The sequence below is a fragment of the Hyphomonas sp. KY3 genome (assembly GCF_017309975.1).
In the GTDB taxonomy this organism is placed as follows: Bacteria; Pseudomonadota; Alphaproteobacteria; order Caulobacterales; family Hyphomonadaceae; genus Hyphomonas.
In genome coordinates this window covers 809,769-825,378 of the sequence record NZ_CP022271.1, presented here as the reverse complement: position 1 = coordinate 825,378, position 15,610 = coordinate 809,769, and the positions used below count along the sequence as shown (strand labels likewise).

Sequence of the window (15,610 nt, the reverse complement as noted above, 5' to 3'; positions counted from 1 at the left end):
CGGATCGGCCTGTATTGCACTGGCCGCATGTGTAAATCATCCAACCTCAATAATGGACCAAGCAACAGCAAACTGCGGAGCGCCCATCGGCTGGGAACAGGTCGCCACCGCAGCAGAAGCCAGAGTACTGATCTTCGGCGAGACCCACGGCACTAATGAAATTCCGGATACTTTTGCCCGCTATGTCTGCGCCGCTTCGGCGCGGGGCGGCAAGACGCTGGTGCTCCTGGAAATTGATGCAAGTTACGCAGACGCATTCGCCGCTGCATCCGATGCCGACGACCCGCGCGCAGAACTTCTCTCCAAAATGTCAAAACATTGGGCCAGTACGGATGGCCGAGCTAGCGAGGCCATATTGGAAATGATGGAATCGCTGATTGAACTGCGCCAGAGCGGGCGGGCCCTTACCATTCGTCCCATGGCTCAAATGGTAGGATGGCCAGAGATGGATTCGCCCGAAAAACTTGCTGCATGGCTCGCCGAACAGCCTCCAACCAAGATACAGCAAATGGGAGAGGACGGATTGGCCGAGATCATTCGCACAGAATCCGAAGGCTTCGATCGCACGATTGTGCTGGTAGGTAACGTCCACGCCAGAAAAGCAGAACTAACAGGGCTACCCGGCGTCCAACTCATGGCCATGCTCGTTCCGGACTCGATTTCCCTGATAGTTCTCCACGACGGGGGAACATCCTGGAGCAAAACCAACGGAGAGGCCCGCATAACGGATGTGTTTAAGACAAACGCGATGAATAATGTGGCCGACTCGATGGCAGTGGGCCCGGAAAAACAACCCGCCTATCCTGGCGATGTGCCGAATTTTGACGGGTATGTATCTGTCGGCGCAATTACCGCATCTTCGCCAGCGATGCCGTCCGCAGAGACACCCTAATAATTCGAGTGTTTCATCGACTCGATGAACTCGTGGCACGCCACTTCAATCAAAGTGAGAAAATTTATGCGTTTCCAGTCACTCGCAATATCAATTGCAAGCTGTCTCTTCATGGCGGCTTGCGCGACCCAAGGCCACCCGGATAGCGGCAGTACGCCCAGCCCCGTCACGATGCATGACGCGGGTGAAGATATTTTTCTTTCTTTGGATGAGGGCGGTGTCTGGCACCCTGCCAGCAAAGGCCGATGTCCCGCTCAATTAGCCGATTTCGAATTTCGCGAGACTTCAGTATTCAATGCGGACGGATCGGATGTGGCCTGCCAATATGGTCGCAGCGATGGCACCACACTCACAGTCTACTTCTATCAGCATGACGACCTGAAGACCGCGCAAAGCGCTGCTCAAGTGGCAGGCGATGCGATCATGCAAGCCTTTCCCCACGCGAACTATCTCAAAGAAGAAAGCCGATCCTGCACCACCCATATCGACCTGATGGCTGGCCTGAGCGATGCCATGATTACGGAGGGAGGCGACACAACGATCGAAGTTGGAAAAACGCCTTGCTTCATGTTCGATATCTCGACAGGCACGGCTGCCGTTGCAACAGACATGATTGGACCTTGGCACTTCAAGATTCGTGCAACGGGCAGTCAAACCGGAGCAGACATCACTGAGCTTCAGATGGCAGTGGCCGAAGTGCTCATTCTGGAACGTAGCAGCATGTCCGGCCAACCCGGCACCTATCTGGGGAAATTGCTTCACCCAAGTGACGAATAAATCGCTGTAACAGCCTGAACGTCCTAATCCGTGCGATCTCGCCGAGCGGCTCTGTCTTTCCCGGCGGATCACGTCTTCGCCGCTGTTCAATCCGAAAAGCAAAGCTTATTGCCGTCCAGGTCCCTGACATAGGCCGAATATCGCGGTCCACGCTGGCCAGGTCGACCTTCGCAAGTGCCACCAAGTTTGATCGCCCGTGCGTGAACCCGTCTGACTTCTTCAGCGCTCCCGACATTGAAGCCAACCATGGTCCCGTTACCGACGCTGGCAGGTTGTTGGTCAAAAGGAAGGGCCACCGCAAATGCGAAGTCTTCGCTCAACCAATAAGTCATCCTGTCTGCCGGAGAAAACTGGTTCAGACCGGCCCCGTCAAGAAGAGGCCCGTAAAAACCCATGGAAGCGGACATGTCATTTGTTCCGACGACGAAATAGTTCATCTTCATGTTGCGATCTCCTCTACACCTAACTTGTGGCGACTTTGCTTGCGGTTCGTGTTGACCCCCTCCTATTGAGTAATACGACACTTTATGTCGTATTTCTTTTATGGTGAGAACGAACGCGACGAATCGACTGCGACGGTTGGAGTTACTGGCCGTACATTTGAAACAATATGCGCACTGCACGGTCAAAGACCTGGCACACCAACACGGGGTGAGCGAGCGAACCATAACGCGGGACCTGTCCCTCATGCGGGACCAAGGCATGCAGATTGACGCAGACCGAGGGCGTGGCGGTGGCGTGCGCCTAAACCGAGAATGGGGTGTCGGCCGGATAAACCTCACTTATATTGAGGCCGTCGACCTGTTGATTAGCATAGCCGTCGCAGAGCGGATGAACTCACCCATGTTTCTGGCAAATCTCGACTCAGTCAGGCGGCAACTGGTGGCCTCTTTCTCACCTGCAAAGCGCGAGGATATAGATCGTCTCAAATCCAGAATCCTGGTGGGTGTCACAGCGTCGACTTACGTCCAAGCAAGTGTCAAAGCTCCACCGAAAGCTGTCGTTCACGCTCTGCATCAAGCGTTCGTTGATCAGGAAACGCTGGAAATAGGATATCATCGAGAAGATGGCGTAACCTCTAAGCGACTGATTGAACCGCACTATCTCTTGTTGAAATATCCGGTCTGGTACGTTGTTGCGTTCGACCATATGCGCGATTCACCCCGCACATTCCGTTGCGACCGGATGCTCGCGGCAGCAATCACTGGCAAACGCTTCAAACTGCTATCAAAGGACAAGTTCCCACTGTCACTGCAGGGAAACGAGTTCATCATGTGATCGGCATGTAAGGCCGGGACGTCCCATGACGAGAAAGCGACACATCTAGTCCTGCGTGATCTCGCCCAGCGGCTCTGCCTTTGCCCGGCGGTTTACGTCTTCGCGGCTTTTCAGAAAGTCGGCCATCTTGGTCTTGTCCTGGCGTTCGTCGAACCAGGTTTTCCAGGCAAGCGTCATCCAGGCCGCGTGGAAGGCCAGTCCAAAGACGATGGAGACAAGTCCCGGAATAGGTCCGATATGCGCACGACGGACGAACTCGCCGAGCGTCAGCACATCCGTGGGGTGGATGGCGATCTTGGCGAAATAGGCTGCGCCCTGAATGGCGAAGATCCAGCCATAATTACGGCGCAGACGCCGCCCGATCGCGCGGGGCATTGATATTCGGTATTGCGGCTTTTCGTAATCATCCGACAGCGCCGTGCCCCGGTCGAGCGGAATGCGAGCCCCTTTCCCGCGCAACATCGGTACGTAAAACGCGATCTCAAGCACACGCGCCCGGAAGCGCCACACATAGAAGAAACGGTAGCGACGCGCCTCGAGTATCAGGAACATGATGCACAGCGCGCCGACGAGTACGATCGGAAAGGGAGAGGCACGATCACTGGCAAATGAGACGGATAGACCGATGCCGGTGGAGATCACGGCCCAGTTGGTGGTCTGGTCGAGACGTTGTCGCCAAATGGTCGAGCGATAGACTTCGGCGCGATAGAGGTGCGCCAACGCGCCGACCTCCTTGCTGCCAACAATAGCTTCTGGCGGGTCGCCGTCCGGATCTTCGGAGAATTCGATATCGCTCATTTTGGCATTCTATGGCGGGAGTCTCCGCCCCGCCAAGAGGCAAAGCGCCCCGGACTCAGCTGTCCTCGTTCAATGATGCCTGTTTTTCGTCGCGCATTGTCCTCAATGGGATCGGCACAGACTCTTCTCGGAAAGACAGGGTCGATTGAGGGAACGGTATGGTAATGCCAGCCTCATCCAGTGCATCCTTCACGGCAAAGGCGACTTCATCATAAGTTTCCCGTTGCTCTGCCGGGCGGCTGCCGGACCACCAGAGCAGCTTGAAGTCTATTGAGGAGCCGCCGAAGGAGACGCATTGCACGTCCTTGGTCTCGGATTGTTTTACGGTCTCGCAAGCCTCAAGCGCCTCTTGCAGTACCGCTTTCGCCTGACGCATATCGGTGTCGTAATCGACGCCAACAACCAGTTCCTGACGTTTCAACCCGCGATCTGTCTCAATATTCACGGGGTTCTTGAAGAGATAGGAATTTGGTACGATCACCAATTCGCCGTCGGTCTCTCGTACATGAGTTTCGCGGATGAGAATATTTTCTACCCGACCGTAGACGTCCTCGCATTCGATCACGTCGCCAATGCGCAGCTTTTCCCGGCCAAGGATAATGACGCCAGCGAGAAAATTCTCGAAGACATCCTTGAACGCGAAGCCGATCGCCACGGAGGTCAATCCAAGGCCGGCAATAATGTCGGAGGGAGACACAGACGGAAAGATGACCGTCATCGCAATGGCGACGCCGACAATCCACGCGGCAATGGAAATGAGATTTCGTGCCAGCGTGATTAGCGCGTCGCGCACATGAGCGCGCGTCATGGCAGCGGATACGATAGCCCGCACGACGCGACCCGCGATCAGCGTCACGACGAGTATCGCCAACGCAATGGTCAGGTTCGGCAAGCTTTTAAAGAAGGCGGAAGCCATGCTTTCGACTTCAGTCTTCAAATCCTCAATGGGAGTAAATTCCATGGGCTTTCAACGCGCTGACAAGCCTCGAGTTCCCGCTAGGGGCAATAACCCCTCTGAAGGATGGCACCATAGCCCTCCAGCGCGGTACGAACATGGTGGGTGTCATCTGCATCCGCCTCACGCCGGATACGACTGGCCAGGACACCGGCATTTCCCGTAATCCGATGTCGCCACAACGCATAGCGCAGCGAGTCCGGATCCGCCGTCAGCGCGACCGCGCGATCAAACTCCGCCAAGTCGCAGGCCTCCATGGCAAGTTCAGCCAACGCATATCCGAAGTCTGCCTGTTCGAACGACCGGTCGAGCCCGGACGCGCGCTGGCGTGGCCCAGCCAGCTCGTACATTGTCTCGATCACGCGGCGTCGTACCGTCTCATTCGGAGCCAGACGCGCACCGGCGGCCATGATCTCGGGCCTGCCAATATTGAAGGGGCGCCCTCCAGAACGGGCATCCTGGAGAAAAGCATCCCAGTCGCCCTCGGCCAGCGCCATCCGGGCTTTCTCCGTCGCATAAGGCGTGTCAGTCGTTTGGCGCGGCTCAGGCACCGCGAGTCGAGATCTCCAAGCGCGTTTCAACGCAACATCACGGCTCATGGAAACGACTTCCAGAAAGGGCCGCGCCAACCGAGTCTGTTTGTCTGACGGCAGAACAGAGGCAGCTGACCATATCGCGTCGAGCATGCAGGCTGTCTCTTCAGCCCCCTCGCAAGACTGGCCGTCCAGCGCATTTGCGGGCCCCGTCTCAAACAAGGTGAGGCCAATCAAGACTACTACGATCATCGCTTTCATGGGGACTGATTAGCAAATCCAGCTGAACCGAGCATGAGTGCGTCACTCAAGAAGCCACCACCCGCAGGCGGGTAAAATGTTGGTCCCAACCCTTGTCATGGCTTGTAAGCATATCGAACACGTCGCCGGCGAACGCCTCAAAGCCGGAGTGAACAAGCGTGAGTTTCGTCCCGCCGAAGGCCTCTTCCAGCTGCCACGCCACTTCAGTTTCATGGCCACCGAGAAAAGCGTGCGTAAAGGTGTAGACCAGCCTGTGCGGCGGTTCGGACACGAGAACCCGTCCCCAGCACATCTTCGGATCCGGTTTATCCTTGTTCTCTCGCAGCAAGGCGTAGTCCTGGCCTGCGTCCAGCATTTTATCGGATTCATGGAACCAGCGGGCGAGCTTGTCAGGCTCGACGAGATAAGTCCAGACGCGCTCCGGCGCGGCATTGATGAAAATAGTTTTTGTAAGTGTGGCGTCAGTCATCGGATCCCTCCACAGCCTGTTTCAGTTTGGCGAGCTTGTCGTCCCAGAACTGACTGAAGAAGGTCAGCCATTCCGCAACGGGTTTCAGTCCTTCCGGATTGAGTCGATTGATCGCTTCCCTGCCTTGGCGCTCGACCATGATGAGATCGGCCGACTCCAGTTGAGCAAGGTGTTTGGATACCGCTGGCCGGCTCATCTCGAACTGGCTGGCAATATCAGAGACGCGCAATTCACCGTCCGCCAGCATCGACATGATCTGTCGGCGGGTTGGATCAGCAATGGCGCGGAAGACATCTTCGTCAGACATATTATGAAACCTTTCAGTTTCCCTTTATAGGGAACCAAATGGTTTCACGTCAAGTCGTCAATTTGCTTTTCCCAGCGTCATCTTGGACATGAGGACTTCGCGACGCTATCTTCAGGGTCAACCCAATCGAAGAGACCCGCCCATGTTCCTGAACTTCTTCAATGAGCTGCGCGAAGCCAAAGTGCCCGTCACCCTGAAGGAATACCTTCTGTTGATGGAGGCGATGGACAAACAGGTCATCGATATGGACGTGGAGGATTTCTATTACCTCTCCCGCGCCGCGCTGGTGAAGGACGAGCGCAATATCGACAAATTCGACAAGGTCTTTGGCCATGCCTTCAAGGGGCTCGACAGTCTGGCCGACGCAGTGGACGTCGAAGACATTCCCGAGGAATGGCTGCGCAAGATGTCCGAGAAATTCCTCAGCAAGGAAGAAATGGACGAAATCGAAGCCATGGGCGGCTTCGAAAAACTGATGGAAACGCTGCAAAAACGTCTCGACGAGCAGAAGAAGCGACATGAGGGCGGCAATAAATGGATCGGCACCGGCGGCACCTCGCCCTTCGGCGCGAATGGCTACAATCCTGAAGGCGTCCGCATTGGGCAGGAGAAATCCCGTCACCGCCGCGCCGTGAAAGTATGGGACAAGCGCGAATTCAAGAATTACGATGATTCCGTCGAACTCGGTACACGGAACATCAAGGTCGCCATGAAGCGGCTGCGCAAATGGGCACGCAAAGGCGCGCCGGATGAACTCGACCTTGACCAGACGATCCGCAACACTGCGCGCAAAGGCTATCTCGACATCGAGATGCGCGCGGAAAAGCGCAACACGGTATCGGTCCTGCTGCTGCTCGACGTGGGCGGATCAATGGACCCGTATGTCCGCATCATGGAAGAACTCTTTTCGGCGGCTCGGTCCGAGATCAAAAATCTTGAATATTATTACTTTCACAACTGCCCCTATGAAGGGCTGTGGAAGGACAATCGCCGCCGTATGAACAATCGCATTCCCACTTGGGATGTCCTGAATAAATACCCAAGCGACTACAAGGTCATCGTCGTTGGCGACGCCACGATGAGCCCGTATGAGATCACCTATTCCGGCGGCTCGGTGGAGCATTGGAATGAGGAAGCTGGCGGCATCTGGATTCAGCGCTTTGTTGAACGCTATCCGAACCTTGTCTGGTTGAACCCGGTCAAGGAAGGCGCTTGGGAATATACTGGTTCCATCAAGCTGATCCGGGAACTGATTGGTGACCACCGCATGTTTGAACTTACGCTGGATGGTCTTGACGAGGCCATGAAGGAACTCAGCCGCTAGGGCTTACCAGCCTCCACCACCACCGCCACCGCCGCCGCCTCCAGAAAAGCCGCCACCTCCGCTGCCCGAGGAGCTGGAGCTTTGTGGCAGAGAGCTGCTGACGCCCGTACTCATGCTCGACATGATGGCATCATTCATGCCACCGACACTGCCGAAAGAGCGACTGCCGAAATGTCCCCATGCCGGCGAATAGTTGGCGGCCTCGGTGGGCAGCGTCTTCTCAAAATACTTCGTCCACGGCTTTTCCACATCGAGCGCCACAGCATAAGGCAGGAACCGTTCGTAGCGCTCAACGCTCATCGGAGGTGGGGCATCACTGCCAACCTCCACTGAATTCATCTGCCACTTCTCGGCTTTCTCCATATACAGTTTGAAGCCTTCAATCTCTGTTCGCACCTTCTGACCCTTGGGCGTTGGCGCTGGCATCAGATACATGAAGAGTCCATTCATGGCCGCCATCGCCAGGATGATGACCATATGCCACCATGACCAGTTGATGGTTTGGGAAACGGCCAGCGCAATGCCGGCAATCGTCAGCACAACAGCGCCCAACGTATAGCCGAGGTTCCAGCGGAAGTACGCCTTCCCATATTTCCGGGAAATCGACTTTCGGAACAGGGAATATGCTGTGGTGAAGCTTGCATCATACTTGCCGCCCAGCGTGCGTGTCCCCGCGCCATCAAACAGATCGTCGTCAAGCTGCTTCTCGTCAGCTGACAGGGTCGCGGACACGCCGGACTTCCGAGTCAGAACGGTTGACTTCTTTTCAGACGCATCGATATCGACGAGGCCTTTCGCGCCCATACTGATAAGCGTGGAGATCAGGGCGCCATGCCCGCGCAGCCCGCGATAGTAGATGTGGTGCACAGCGGCAGGGGACAAACCTTTCGGCGGCTCATACCGCGCAAAGACCGGATCCTTGGGTGGGTCCTCGCCGACCTTGCGGAAACTGCGCGTCAGGAAGGTAAGTACGCCCAGAAACGAGGCGATCAGCAAACCAAGCGACCCGTAGCGGAACCACCAGAGCGTACCCTTGTCCGACAGGGACAGAGGCTCGATCACTCCCTTTTCCAGCCCGAGCGATACGGTCATCCCCTCCCCCGGCAGAAAACCTCGCGTGGCTTCAAACACATGCGCTCCACCACTTTGGCGGTAGGCGTAGTCGCTGCCTACATCGCCAAACCCGCCGGTATACGCGTCCTGCGATACAGTACGCGCGTCTTCTGGCAGGGTGATGCGCACTGCAGACTGATCAATCGGGAACAGCCAGTAATTGCCGGTCACATTCCAAAAGAGCTCGTCATGGGTTTCGAAATAGCGAATCTGGTTCTTCACCTCATACTCGATTTCGTAAGTATGGCTACCATGCTGCAGAAACACGTCGGCATCGCCAATCCGGATACGGAAGGCATTGCCATCCCGCTCGACTGAGTAAGGCTCGCGACGTCCATCTCGGGTCACGCGCCTGACATCATATTGGTATGGCAGCTTGTCGCCCGTCAGCCCTTCGTCATCGGCATAGTATCGAGGCAGGTCGCGGAAGATGCCACGCCGGATACGTGTGCCCTCGGAGGTGACCTGAATTGTCTCGGACACCTCGATGTCGCCATCAGTCTCCACGGAGATCGAAACATCGAAACTGTCGATCTTTTCTTCGGCCACCGCACCGAATACGAACAGGCACCCCATCAAGGACAGGAGCAACGCGCGAACGTTCATGAAACGCCTCCCATGTCGATCTCTGGCAATGCCCGATCGGCCATGTCCACTTCGAAATAGGCGCGTTGCCGAAACCCGAGCGGGCCGGCCACCAGGTTGGCCGGAAAACTCTGAACACTCGTGTTCAACTCGCGCACGGCACCATTGTAGAAGCGGCGCGCCATTTCAATCTTGTCCTCGGTGTCTGACAATTCTCTCTGCAGTTCGAGAAAGTTGCCGCTGGCTTTCATGTCCGGATAGTCTTCGGCAATGGCCATCAGGCGCGCGACTGGTTGGGACAGGGCGCTCTCTGCCGCACCCCGACTGGCGAGATCGTCCCCCGCTGCCATAGCCTGCGCGCGCTTTTCCGTAACTTCTACAAAGAGGTCTCGCTCGTGCGCGGCATAGCCTTTGACCGTGGTCACGAGTTGGGGAATCAGATTGGCGCGTCGTTTCAGCTGCACATCAATATCCGACCAGCCATTGTCCGCCATCTGTGATCGACTGACGAGCCGGTTGTATATCAGGACACCAGTCACAATCAGGACGGCCACGAAGCCGAGTAAGAGATAGGTCAGCACGTCGAAGGCCTCCGAGTTGGTCTCCTTTATCCTTAACTGCGCTTTCGGGCGCTGTTAAGGCTGGCCACCGCCATGCCGGGCGCGCCAGTCCTCGCGAGTCATCTCCCAGACCAGGGACCTGCGCGATGTTCCGTCTGGTCGCACGCTCACGATTTCCCCCATGCGGGCAAAACCCAGCCCATCCAGCATGCGCTGGGTCGGGATGTTTTCGAGGCTGGCCGTCTCGCACAGCAGATCGAGATCCAGCGCCTCAAACATCCAGTTGAAGCTCGCGATGGCGCCGCGCGTTCCCTGACCCTTGGCGTGCTGCGACGGGTGCAACGCGCCGCCGAGCTCACCCGCCGCCAAGTCTGGCCAGACCTGCACGTCGCTGTATCCGAGGATTTGCCCATCTTCGGCTGCACGGACGAACAGGAGGCCAGTGCCCGCTTCGCGCTCTTCGAGGTGCTGTTCGATGAACGCGCAGGTGCTTGCCTCGGTAAGGGGGCGCGGCAGCGTGTAGATCGGCGCATGCACGGCGGGGTCCGACAACAGCGCAAAGAGACTCGCCGCGTCTGCGGGAACGGCAATTCGGGAAGTATTGGGTTGGTCTGCCAATGTCTCTGTTACGCGCAAACCCGCACGAATACCTTCGGCCCGCTCGGGCGATACATTCCGCCGCGTAATCGGAATAGAGTCGGTCATGCGAAAGACTGGGCCACAGGCGGACAGGTGCGACAAGAGCTCACGCGGCGATAAACCCCTGTCATTATGGGCATAAACACATTGACCGCCCCCCCGGCTGCGGCCAGATGCGCGCATGACTGACTCTGCACCTGCCACTCGGCGCCATGGCAAGAACGCCTTCATGTTCGTGATCATAACGGTCGCGATCGACATGCTGGCTTTTGGCCTGATTATTCCTGTCGTGCCGACACTGGTGCAGGAACTTGGCAATATCTCAGCCGAACGCGCCACGCTCTATATAGGCGGGCTGGGCACGACATATGCCTTCATGAACTTTCTGTTCGGACCGATGCTTGGGGCATTGTCGGATCGGTTTGGACGCCGGCCCGTACTCCTCGCCTCGATCGCAACGCTCTCTATCGATTTCCTGATTATGGGTTTTGCAAATTCGATCTGGTTGCTTTTCCTCGGGCGCGCCCTTTCGGGAATTTCCGGCGCAACTTATTCAACGGCCAATGCTTACATTGCCGATGTCACTGAACCGGAAAATCGCGGCAAAGCCTTTGGCATGGTCGGTGCCGCTTTCGGCTTTGGTTTCATCTTTGGCCCGGTCATGGGGGGTATCCTGGGTGAATTCGATCCACGCGCGCCTTTCTTTGCTGCTGCGGCGCTGGCCTTGTTGAACTTCTGCTATGGCTTCTTTGTCCTCCCGGAATCGCTGGAGGAAGAACACCGCCGTCCGTTTGTCCCGTCCCGTTCCAATCCGTTCGGAGCCGTAAAGCATTTCTCGAAACTGCCGCATGTATCCTGGTTTCTCGTTTCGGCAGGCGTGTTTTTCCTCGCCCACACGGTATACCCATCGACTTGGCCGATTCATGGCGAGATCCGATATGACTGGTCCCCGAAGGAAATCGGCTTGTCGCTTGGCTTGGTGGGGCTCGGCGCCGCTGTCGTCCAGGCCGGGCTGATCGGAATCGCGCTGAAACGCTTCGGTGCAGTAAGGACGACGCTCTACGGGATTATCATCAATGCGCTCGCCTTGTTCGCCTATGCGTTTGCCGGGCTCGGCTGGGTCGTTTTCCTGATCATCCCGTTAGGAGCACTTGGCGGGGTAGCCAGCCCGACCTTGAACTCCCTCATGTCCACTGTCACGCCCAAGAACGCCCAGGGAGAATTGCAAGGAGCGTCAGCCAGCCTGAACTCCTTCGCCATGATATTCGGCCCCATGATCATGGCTGGCGCACTGTTCTATTTCACCGAACCCGGCACACCGTTACACTTTCCAGGCGCGGCGTTTCTGTTAGCAGGCATTCTGACGGCGTTTTCGATTATACCCTTCCTGCGAGGGGTCGAGGCCAACAAGGAAAAGCTTCCAATAGACGAATAAAGCCGACCCACAGCGGAGCCGGCTTCATCGTGAATTTCGGTATGGATCAGCCTTTCGGCTTCATGACCAAGCCAGCGAGGATGCCGACAATTCCGCCCCCCACGCCGCCTTCCAGCAGTGTATTGATTATATTCATGGGTGAGGTTGAACTGGCCGCGGCATCGCCCAGAACCTGAATATTGGCTGCATCCAGTCCGTAGTGCGCACCAATGCCACCGATAATTCCGCCGATCAGTCCACCTGTGCCGCCACCGCCGGTTAGCCGTGAAACCAGCGGGCCGATCACCAGACCCCCAATAGCACTCAGGATGAGTGGTATAATGTTTTCCATAATTTGCCCTCCCTTAGGCATTTTGGGGGGCTCTGACGACCCCTCCAATCGGAAGGAAATCGTCTTTCGGACACAAGGTCCAGAAAATTTACCACAAATGAGAGTGTTGCAACTGCGAGAGACTGCGGGCAAAGACCGCTCATATGAGCGTCTCACGCCCCGCCCTCTTCCTTGATCGCGACGGCGTGATTAACGTCGACAAAGGGTATGTCAGCCGGATCGAGGATTTCGAATGGGTTTCAGGCGCCGCCGAGGCCATCGCCGCGTTTAACGCGCGCAACTGGTTCGTTTTCGTGGTTACCAATCAATCTGGTATCGCCCGCAACTATTACACAGAAGCCGACATGCACACACTGCATGAGTGGATGCTGGACGAACTGGCCCAGCAGGGCGCGCGCATCGACCGGATCTATCACTGCCCCTTCCACGAGGAAGGGGAAAATCCAGCTTACCGAAAGGCCAGTTTCAACCGGAAACCCAATCCCGGCATGCTACTGGCCGCGATGTCCGAGTTTCCAGTCAAACGAGAGCAGAGTTTTCTCATCGGTGACAAGGAAACCGACATCGCCGCCGCGCGCGCGGCGGGCGTAGCCGGTTTCTTGTTCCGTGATGGAAATCTCGCTGAATTTGCCGAATGGACCCTCGCAGGTTTTGAAGACGGCAATCGCGGGTAGGAAAAGGGCCGCCCCGAGTTCCGTTTACGCAAAGGTAAGGCTGGCTTTGCGGTTATCACCTGATTAGTGTGCGGCGCAACAACGACGCTCATTTTGGAGGAAAGCACATGCGCGAAGCCGTTATTGTATCCTATGCCCGTACCGGCATGGCAAAAGCCAACCGGGGATCACTCAACAATACGCACGGGATTACCATGGCCGGAACGGCCATCAAAGGCGCACTTGATCGTGCAGGCATCGAGGCCGGCCTGGTTGAAGACGTTTTCCTCGGCTGTGCGCAGCCTGAAGGCGCGACCGGACACAATGTGGCCCGCAACGCCGCACTCTGGGCTGGCTGCCCGTCCACGACGTCCGGTGCCACGATCAACCGTTTCTGTTCGTCCGGCCTGCAGGCGATTGCCAATGCCGCCCACACGGTCATCAACGAAGGCGCGCCCGTTGCCATCGGCGGCGGTGTTGAATCCCTGTCCCTCGTCTCCCGCAGTGGCCACATGAACTTGCACCGCTACACCGAAGACGAACTGATGAAGAAGTGGCCTGCCATCTGGATGACCATGATCGAGACCGCTGAAATCGTCGCTGACCGTTATGGCGTCAGCCGCGAATACCAAGATGAGTACTCCGCTGAATCCCAGAAGCGCACCGCCGCGTTCCAGGAAAAAGGCTACATGGCCGAGGAAATCGTGCCGCTGAAGACCACAATGAAACTGGTCAACAAGGAAACCGGCGAAGAGACGCTGCAGGAAGTCGTATGTGATCGCGACGAGTGCAATCGCCCGGGCACGACGTTTGAAAGCCTTTCCGGCCTGAAGCCGGTCTTCTCTGGCGGCATGGTCGTCAAGGAAGGCAAATACGTCACCGCAGGTAACGCGTCCCAGCTGTCAGACGGCTCCGCAGCCGTTGTCGTGATGGAAGCCAAGGAAGCCGAGAAGCGCGGCCTCAAGCCGCTCGGCCGTTTCGTCGGCTTCAACGTCGCTGGCTGTGATCCGGATGAAATGGGTATCGGTCCAGTGTTCGCTGTGCCACGCCTGCTGGAGCGCCACGGCCTGAAGGTTGACGACATTGACCTCTGGGAACTGAACGAAGCCTTCGCCTCGCAGTGCCTCTACAGCCGCGATCGTCTCGGCATCGACCCAGAAAAGTACAACGTCAATGGCGGCTCGATCTCCATCGGTCACCCATTCGGCATGACCGGCGCACGCTGCACAGGCTCGCTGCTTATGGAAGGCCAGCGCCGCGGAGCAAAATATGGCGTCGTCACCATGTGTATCGGTGGCGGCATGGGCGCAGCAGGTCTCTTCGAGATCTTCAGCTGATCCCCGTCAACTTGAACGCAGTGAACGCCCCGAACTTCGGTTCGGGGCGTTTTCCTTTTGGGGACAAGACCTTATGTTGAACGTCACCGACAAATCCGACCAGGGGCCATCATGATCCGTCACTTCTTTTCCGCCGCCAGCCTGATCGTCCTTGTCGCTTGTGGGCCTGGCGCAGATAAAGCCGACCATGGCGTCAGCACGGATCCGAACGCTGCAACAGGCTTCATCATTTCCAACACGGTCGCACCGGAAACCGCCACGGTGCGCGAAGGCGAGACCATCGCGCGCGACGCTGACGGCCGCCCCTACAATTACGCCCTTTTGGGCCAGCCCCTGCCCGCCCTGTCAGGCAAGTTGGCAGACGGCTCCGTTTTTGACCCGGCCTCGCTGGAAGGTACGTGGAACGTGATTGATATCTGGGGCATATGGTGCGGGGACTGTATGGCAGACGCGCCCTATGTGGCCGCGCTGGTCACCGCAATAGACCAGGACCCTGATCTCGGCTTCCTGTCCATTCACACGCCGGCAAACGCCAATCGTGCGACGCCGACTGACATGTACGGAAAATATGGTTCGGTCAGCGCCTATTTCGACGACAAGGGATATTCCTATCCGACCTTGCTGGATGAAGACGCCAGCCTCAGGTCTGCTTTGGAAATCAGGTGGACACCTTCCTATCTCCTCGTTGATCCAACCGGGATTGTGCGCGGCTTCCGGACAGATCTGTCTGTCGCTGATGGAGAGCCGGTGAAAGACTTTCTGAAAGACGTGGCCAGGGTCAAATCCTCGGTCAAGGCGGGACAGACCCCGCCAGCGTTTCAGCCCGTTATCGGCCCGCAAGGTGTGATGGGCATAACTGGCGCGACGCCATTCAATACCAACGCCATTCGCGCCGCGTTTCCAGATCAGGAGATCGTGCCAGGCGAGATGGTCGCCGAAGGCGATACCTACCCGGTCTTTCAGGTGATGACCCAGTCAGACACGGCACCAATGTTCACTGTGGAGCCCGACTGGTCCAGGGGACATGTTTACCGGGTGTCGACCACCCACTCGAACGTCACAGGGCCAGGCGGCGAACAGATCGGTACGTATCGGCTTAGCCAATTGACGGAGCAAGCGCGATCGACTTGCTTTGACGGGGTGGATGAGTCGGCAAATCTTCTGATTTGCAATGACTTGGACAACGGTGTGCGATTTCAACGCGTTTTCGAACCTCTGGACGATGGAGCTGATGCGGTTCTGACTGGCATGGCCTACTATCCAGCTCGCCCTGACGCGATGGATTAACTTAGCGGAAAGCCTAACCTGCCGGATTTCGCGTCATTTCATCGATTTTGATGGAACAGGGCGTTTGATCATTCGC

Annotated in this window: 18 protein-coding genes; 8 read left to right on the top strand and 10 right to left on the bottom strand. The window is 57.1% G+C overall.

Annotated elements, in window-relative coordinates:
- Positions 1 to 52: 52 nt before the first annotated feature.
- Positions 53 to 892, top strand: coding sequence for a hypothetical protein (locus tag CFA77_RS04255; RefSeq protein ID WP_206992400.1), 840 nt, complete (start codon positions 53 to 55; stop codon positions 890 to 892).
- A gap of 66 nt (positions 893 to 958) precedes the next feature.
- Positions 959 to 1,669: a hypothetical protein gene (locus tag CFA77_RS04250; protein ID WP_206992399.1), complete on the top strand. Its 711-nt coding sequence runs from the start codon at positions 959 to 961 to the stop codon at positions 1,667 to 1,669.
- A gap of 86 nt (positions 1,670 to 1,755) precedes the next feature.
- Here the strand turns inward: CFA77_RS04250 and CFA77_RS04245 are convergent, their stop codons facing one another.
- On the bottom strand, positions 1,756 to 2,112 hold the full coding sequence (locus CFA77_RS04245; protein ID WP_206992398.1) for a VOC family protein: 357 nt from the start codon (positions 2,110 to 2,112) through the stop codon (positions 1,756 to 1,758).
- A gap of 100 nt (positions 2,113 to 2,212) precedes the next feature.
- On the opposite strand from CFA77_RS04245, the gene CFA77_RS04240 reads away from it, so the two are divergent.
- A complete protein-coding gene (locus CFA77_RS04240; RefSeq protein WP_256434956.1) occupies positions 2,213 to 2,947 on the top strand; it encodes a YafY family protein in 735 nt (244 codons plus the stop codon).
- A gap of 45 nt (positions 2,948 to 2,992) precedes the next feature.
- On the opposite strand, the gene CFA77_RS04235 is transcribed toward CFA77_RS04240, so the two are convergent.
- The 5 genes from CFA77_RS04235 to CFA77_RS04215 are packed head-to-tail and all read right to left on the bottom strand — an operon-like array spanning position 2,993 to position 6,270.
- The gene (locus CFA77_RS04235; protein WP_206992396.1) at positions 2,993 to 3,745 is read right to left on the bottom strand and encodes a DUF2270 domain-containing protein; all 753 of its coding nucleotides are present in this window, start codon (positions 3,743 to 3,745) and stop codon (positions 2,993 to 2,995) included.
- Between the two features lie 55 nt (positions 3,746 to 3,800).
- Positions 3,801 to 4,706 (bottom strand): mechanosensitive ion channel family protein, encoded by a 906-nt coding sequence (locus tag CFA77_RS04230; protein WP_206992395.1) that lies wholly within the window; start codon positions 4,704 to 4,706, stop codon positions 3,801 to 3,803.
- Positions 4,707 to 4,741: 35 nt separating this feature from the next.
- A complete protein-coding gene (locus tag CFA77_RS04225) occupies positions 4,742 to 5,494 on the bottom strand; it encodes a hypothetical protein (RefSeq protein WP_206992394.1) in 753 nt (250 codons plus the stop codon).
- A 46-nt stretch (positions 5,495 to 5,540) separates the two neighbouring features.
- Positions 5,541 to 5,963 (bottom strand): SRPBCC domain-containing protein, encoded by a 423-nt coding sequence (locus CFA77_RS04220; RefSeq protein WP_206992393.1) that lies wholly within the window; start codon positions 5,961 to 5,963, stop codon positions 5,541 to 5,543.
- Positions 5,956 to 6,270: a helix-turn-helix transcriptional regulator gene (locus CFA77_RS04215; protein WP_206992392.1), complete on the bottom strand. Its 315-nt coding sequence runs from the start codon at positions 6,268 to 6,270 to the stop codon at positions 5,956 to 5,958. Before CFA77_RS04215 ends, CFA77_RS04220 begins: the two co-directional genes overlap by 8 nt.
- Positions 6,271 to 6,412: 142 nt before the next feature.
- On the opposite strand from CFA77_RS04215, the gene CFA77_RS04210 reads away from it, so the two are divergent.
- On the top strand, positions 6,413 to 7,594 hold the full coding sequence (locus CFA77_RS04210) for a VWA domain-containing protein (RefSeq protein ID WP_206992391.1): 1,182 nt from the start codon (positions 6,413 to 6,415) through the stop codon (positions 7,592 to 7,594).
- Between the two features lie 3 nt (positions 7,595 to 7,597).
- Here the strand turns inward: CFA77_RS04210 and CFA77_RS04205 are convergent, their stop codons facing one another.
- Genes CFA77_RS04205 through CFA77_RS04195 form a run of 3 tightly spaced genes read right to left on the bottom strand, consistent with a single transcriptional unit; the run spans position 7,598 to position 10,557 of the window.
- Positions 7,598 to 9,313 carry a DUF2207 domain-containing protein gene (locus tag CFA77_RS04205; protein WP_206992390.1) on the bottom strand — a complete coding sequence of 572 codons (1,716 nt, stop codon included), beginning with the start codon at positions 9,311 to 9,313 and terminating at the stop codon, positions 7,598 to 7,600.
- Complete coding sequence (locus tag CFA77_RS04200) at positions 9,310 to 9,873, bottom strand: LemA family protein (protein WP_242517483.1); 564 nt, start codon at positions 9,871 to 9,873, stop codon at positions 9,310 to 9,312. Before CFA77_RS04200 ends, CFA77_RS04205 begins: the two co-directional genes overlap by 4 nt.
- A gap of 54 nt (positions 9,874 to 9,927) precedes the next feature.
- On the bottom strand, positions 9,928 to 10,557 hold the full coding sequence (locus tag CFA77_RS04195) for a GNAT family N-acetyltransferase (protein WP_206992389.1): 630 nt from the start codon (positions 10,555 to 10,557) through the stop codon (positions 9,928 to 9,930).
- Positions 10,558 to 10,672: 115 nt separating this feature from the next.
- On the opposite strand from CFA77_RS04195, the gene CFA77_RS04190 reads away from it, so the two are divergent.
- On the top strand, positions 10,673 to 11,926 hold the full coding sequence (locus tag CFA77_RS04190) for a TCR/Tet family MFS transporter (protein WP_206992388.1): 1,254 nt from the start codon (positions 10,673 to 10,675) through the stop codon (positions 11,924 to 11,926).
- 46 nt (positions 11,927 to 11,972) lie between these two features.
- Here the strand turns inward: CFA77_RS04190 and CFA77_RS04185 are convergent, their stop codons facing one another.
- On the bottom strand, positions 11,973 to 12,257 hold the full coding sequence (locus CFA77_RS04185) for a hypothetical protein (protein WP_206992387.1): 285 nt from the start codon (positions 12,255 to 12,257) through the stop codon (positions 11,973 to 11,975).
- Positions 12,258 to 12,400: 143 nt separating this feature from the next.
- Between CFA77_RS04185 and CFA77_RS04180 the strand changes: the two genes are divergently transcribed.
- From CFA77_RS04180 to CFA77_RS04170, 3 genes are all read left to right on the top strand, one after another.
- Positions 12,401 to 12,931 carry a D-glycero-beta-D-manno-heptose 1,7-bisphosphate 7-phosphatase gene (locus CFA77_RS04180; RefSeq protein WP_206992386.1) on the top strand — a complete coding sequence of 177 codons (531 nt, stop codon included), beginning with the start codon at positions 12,401 to 12,403 and terminating at the stop codon, positions 12,929 to 12,931.
- 107 nt (positions 12,932 to 13,038) lie between these two features.
- A complete protein-coding gene (locus CFA77_RS04175; protein ID WP_206992385.1) occupies positions 13,039 to 14,247 on the top strand; it encodes an acetyl-CoA C-acyltransferase in 1,209 nt (402 codons plus the stop codon).
- A gap of 111 nt (positions 14,248 to 14,358) precedes the next feature.
- Positions 14,359 to 15,534, top strand: coding sequence for a DUF1131 family protein (locus CFA77_RS04170; RefSeq protein WP_206992384.1), 1,176 nt, complete (start codon positions 14,359 to 14,361; stop codon positions 15,532 to 15,534).
- Positions 15,535 to 15,610: the final 76 nt, after the last annotated feature.

Coding starts and splice junctions, on each gene's coding strand:
- CFA77_RS04255 (WP_206992400.1), top strand. CDS start 53: ATGGACCAAGCAACAGCAAACTGCGGAGCGCCCATCGGCTGGGAACAG.
- CFA77_RS04235 (WP_206992396.1), bottom strand. CDS start 3,745: ATGAGCGATATCGAATTCTCCGAAGATCCGGACGGCGACCCGCCAGAA.
- CFA77_RS04230 (WP_206992395.1), bottom strand. CDS start 4,706: ATGGAATTTACTCCCATTGAGGATTTGAAGACTGAAGTCGAAAGCATG.
- CFA77_RS04185 (WP_206992387.1), bottom strand. CDS start 12,257: ATGGAAAACATTATACCACTCATCCTGAGTGCTATTGGGGGTCTGGTG.
- CFA77_RS04225 (WP_206992394.1), bottom strand. CDS start 5,494: ATGAAAGCGATGATCGTAGTAGTCTTGATTGGCCTCACCTTGTTTGAG.
- CFA77_RS04240 (WP_256434956.1), top strand. CDS start 2,213: ATGGTGAGAACGAACGCGACGAATCGACTGCGACGGTTGGAGTTACTG.
- CFA77_RS04190 (WP_206992388.1), top strand. CDS start 10,673: ATGACTGACTCTGCACCTGCCACTCGGCGCCATGGCAAGAACGCCTTC.
- CFA77_RS04215 (WP_206992392.1), bottom strand. CDS start 6,270: ATGTCTGACGAAGATGTCTTCCGCGCCATTGCTGATCCAACCCGCCGA.
- CFA77_RS04250 (WP_206992399.1), top strand. CDS start 959: ATGCGTTTCCAGTCACTCGCAATATCAATTGCAAGCTGTCTCTTCATG.
- CFA77_RS04205 (WP_206992390.1), bottom strand. CDS start 9,313: ATGAACGTTCGCGCGTTGCTCCTGTCCTTGATGGGGTGCCTGTTCGTA.
- CFA77_RS04175 (WP_206992385.1), top strand. CDS start 13,039: ATGCGCGAAGCCGTTATTGTATCCTATGCCCGTACCGGCATGGCAAAA.
- CFA77_RS04210 (WP_206992391.1), top strand. CDS start 6,413: ATGTTCCTGAACTTCTTCAATGAGCTGCGCGAAGCCAAAGTGCCCGTC.
- CFA77_RS04220 (WP_206992393.1), bottom strand. CDS start 5,963: ATGACTGACGCCACACTTACAAAAACTATTTTCATCAATGCCGCGCCG.
- CFA77_RS04180 (WP_206992386.1), top strand. CDS start 12,401: ATGAGCGTCTCACGCCCCGCCCTCTTCCTTGATCGCGACGGCGTGATT.
- CFA77_RS04245 (WP_206992398.1), bottom strand. CDS start 2,112: ATGAAGATGAACTATTTCGTCGTCGGAACAAATGACATGTCCGCTTCC.
- CFA77_RS04170 (WP_206992384.1), top strand. CDS start 14,359: ATGATCCGTCACTTCTTTTCCGCCGCCAGCCTGATCGTCCTTGTCGCT.
- CFA77_RS04195 (WP_206992389.1), bottom strand. CDS start 10,557: ATGACCGACTCTATTCCGATTACGCGGCGGAATGTATCGCCCGAGCGG.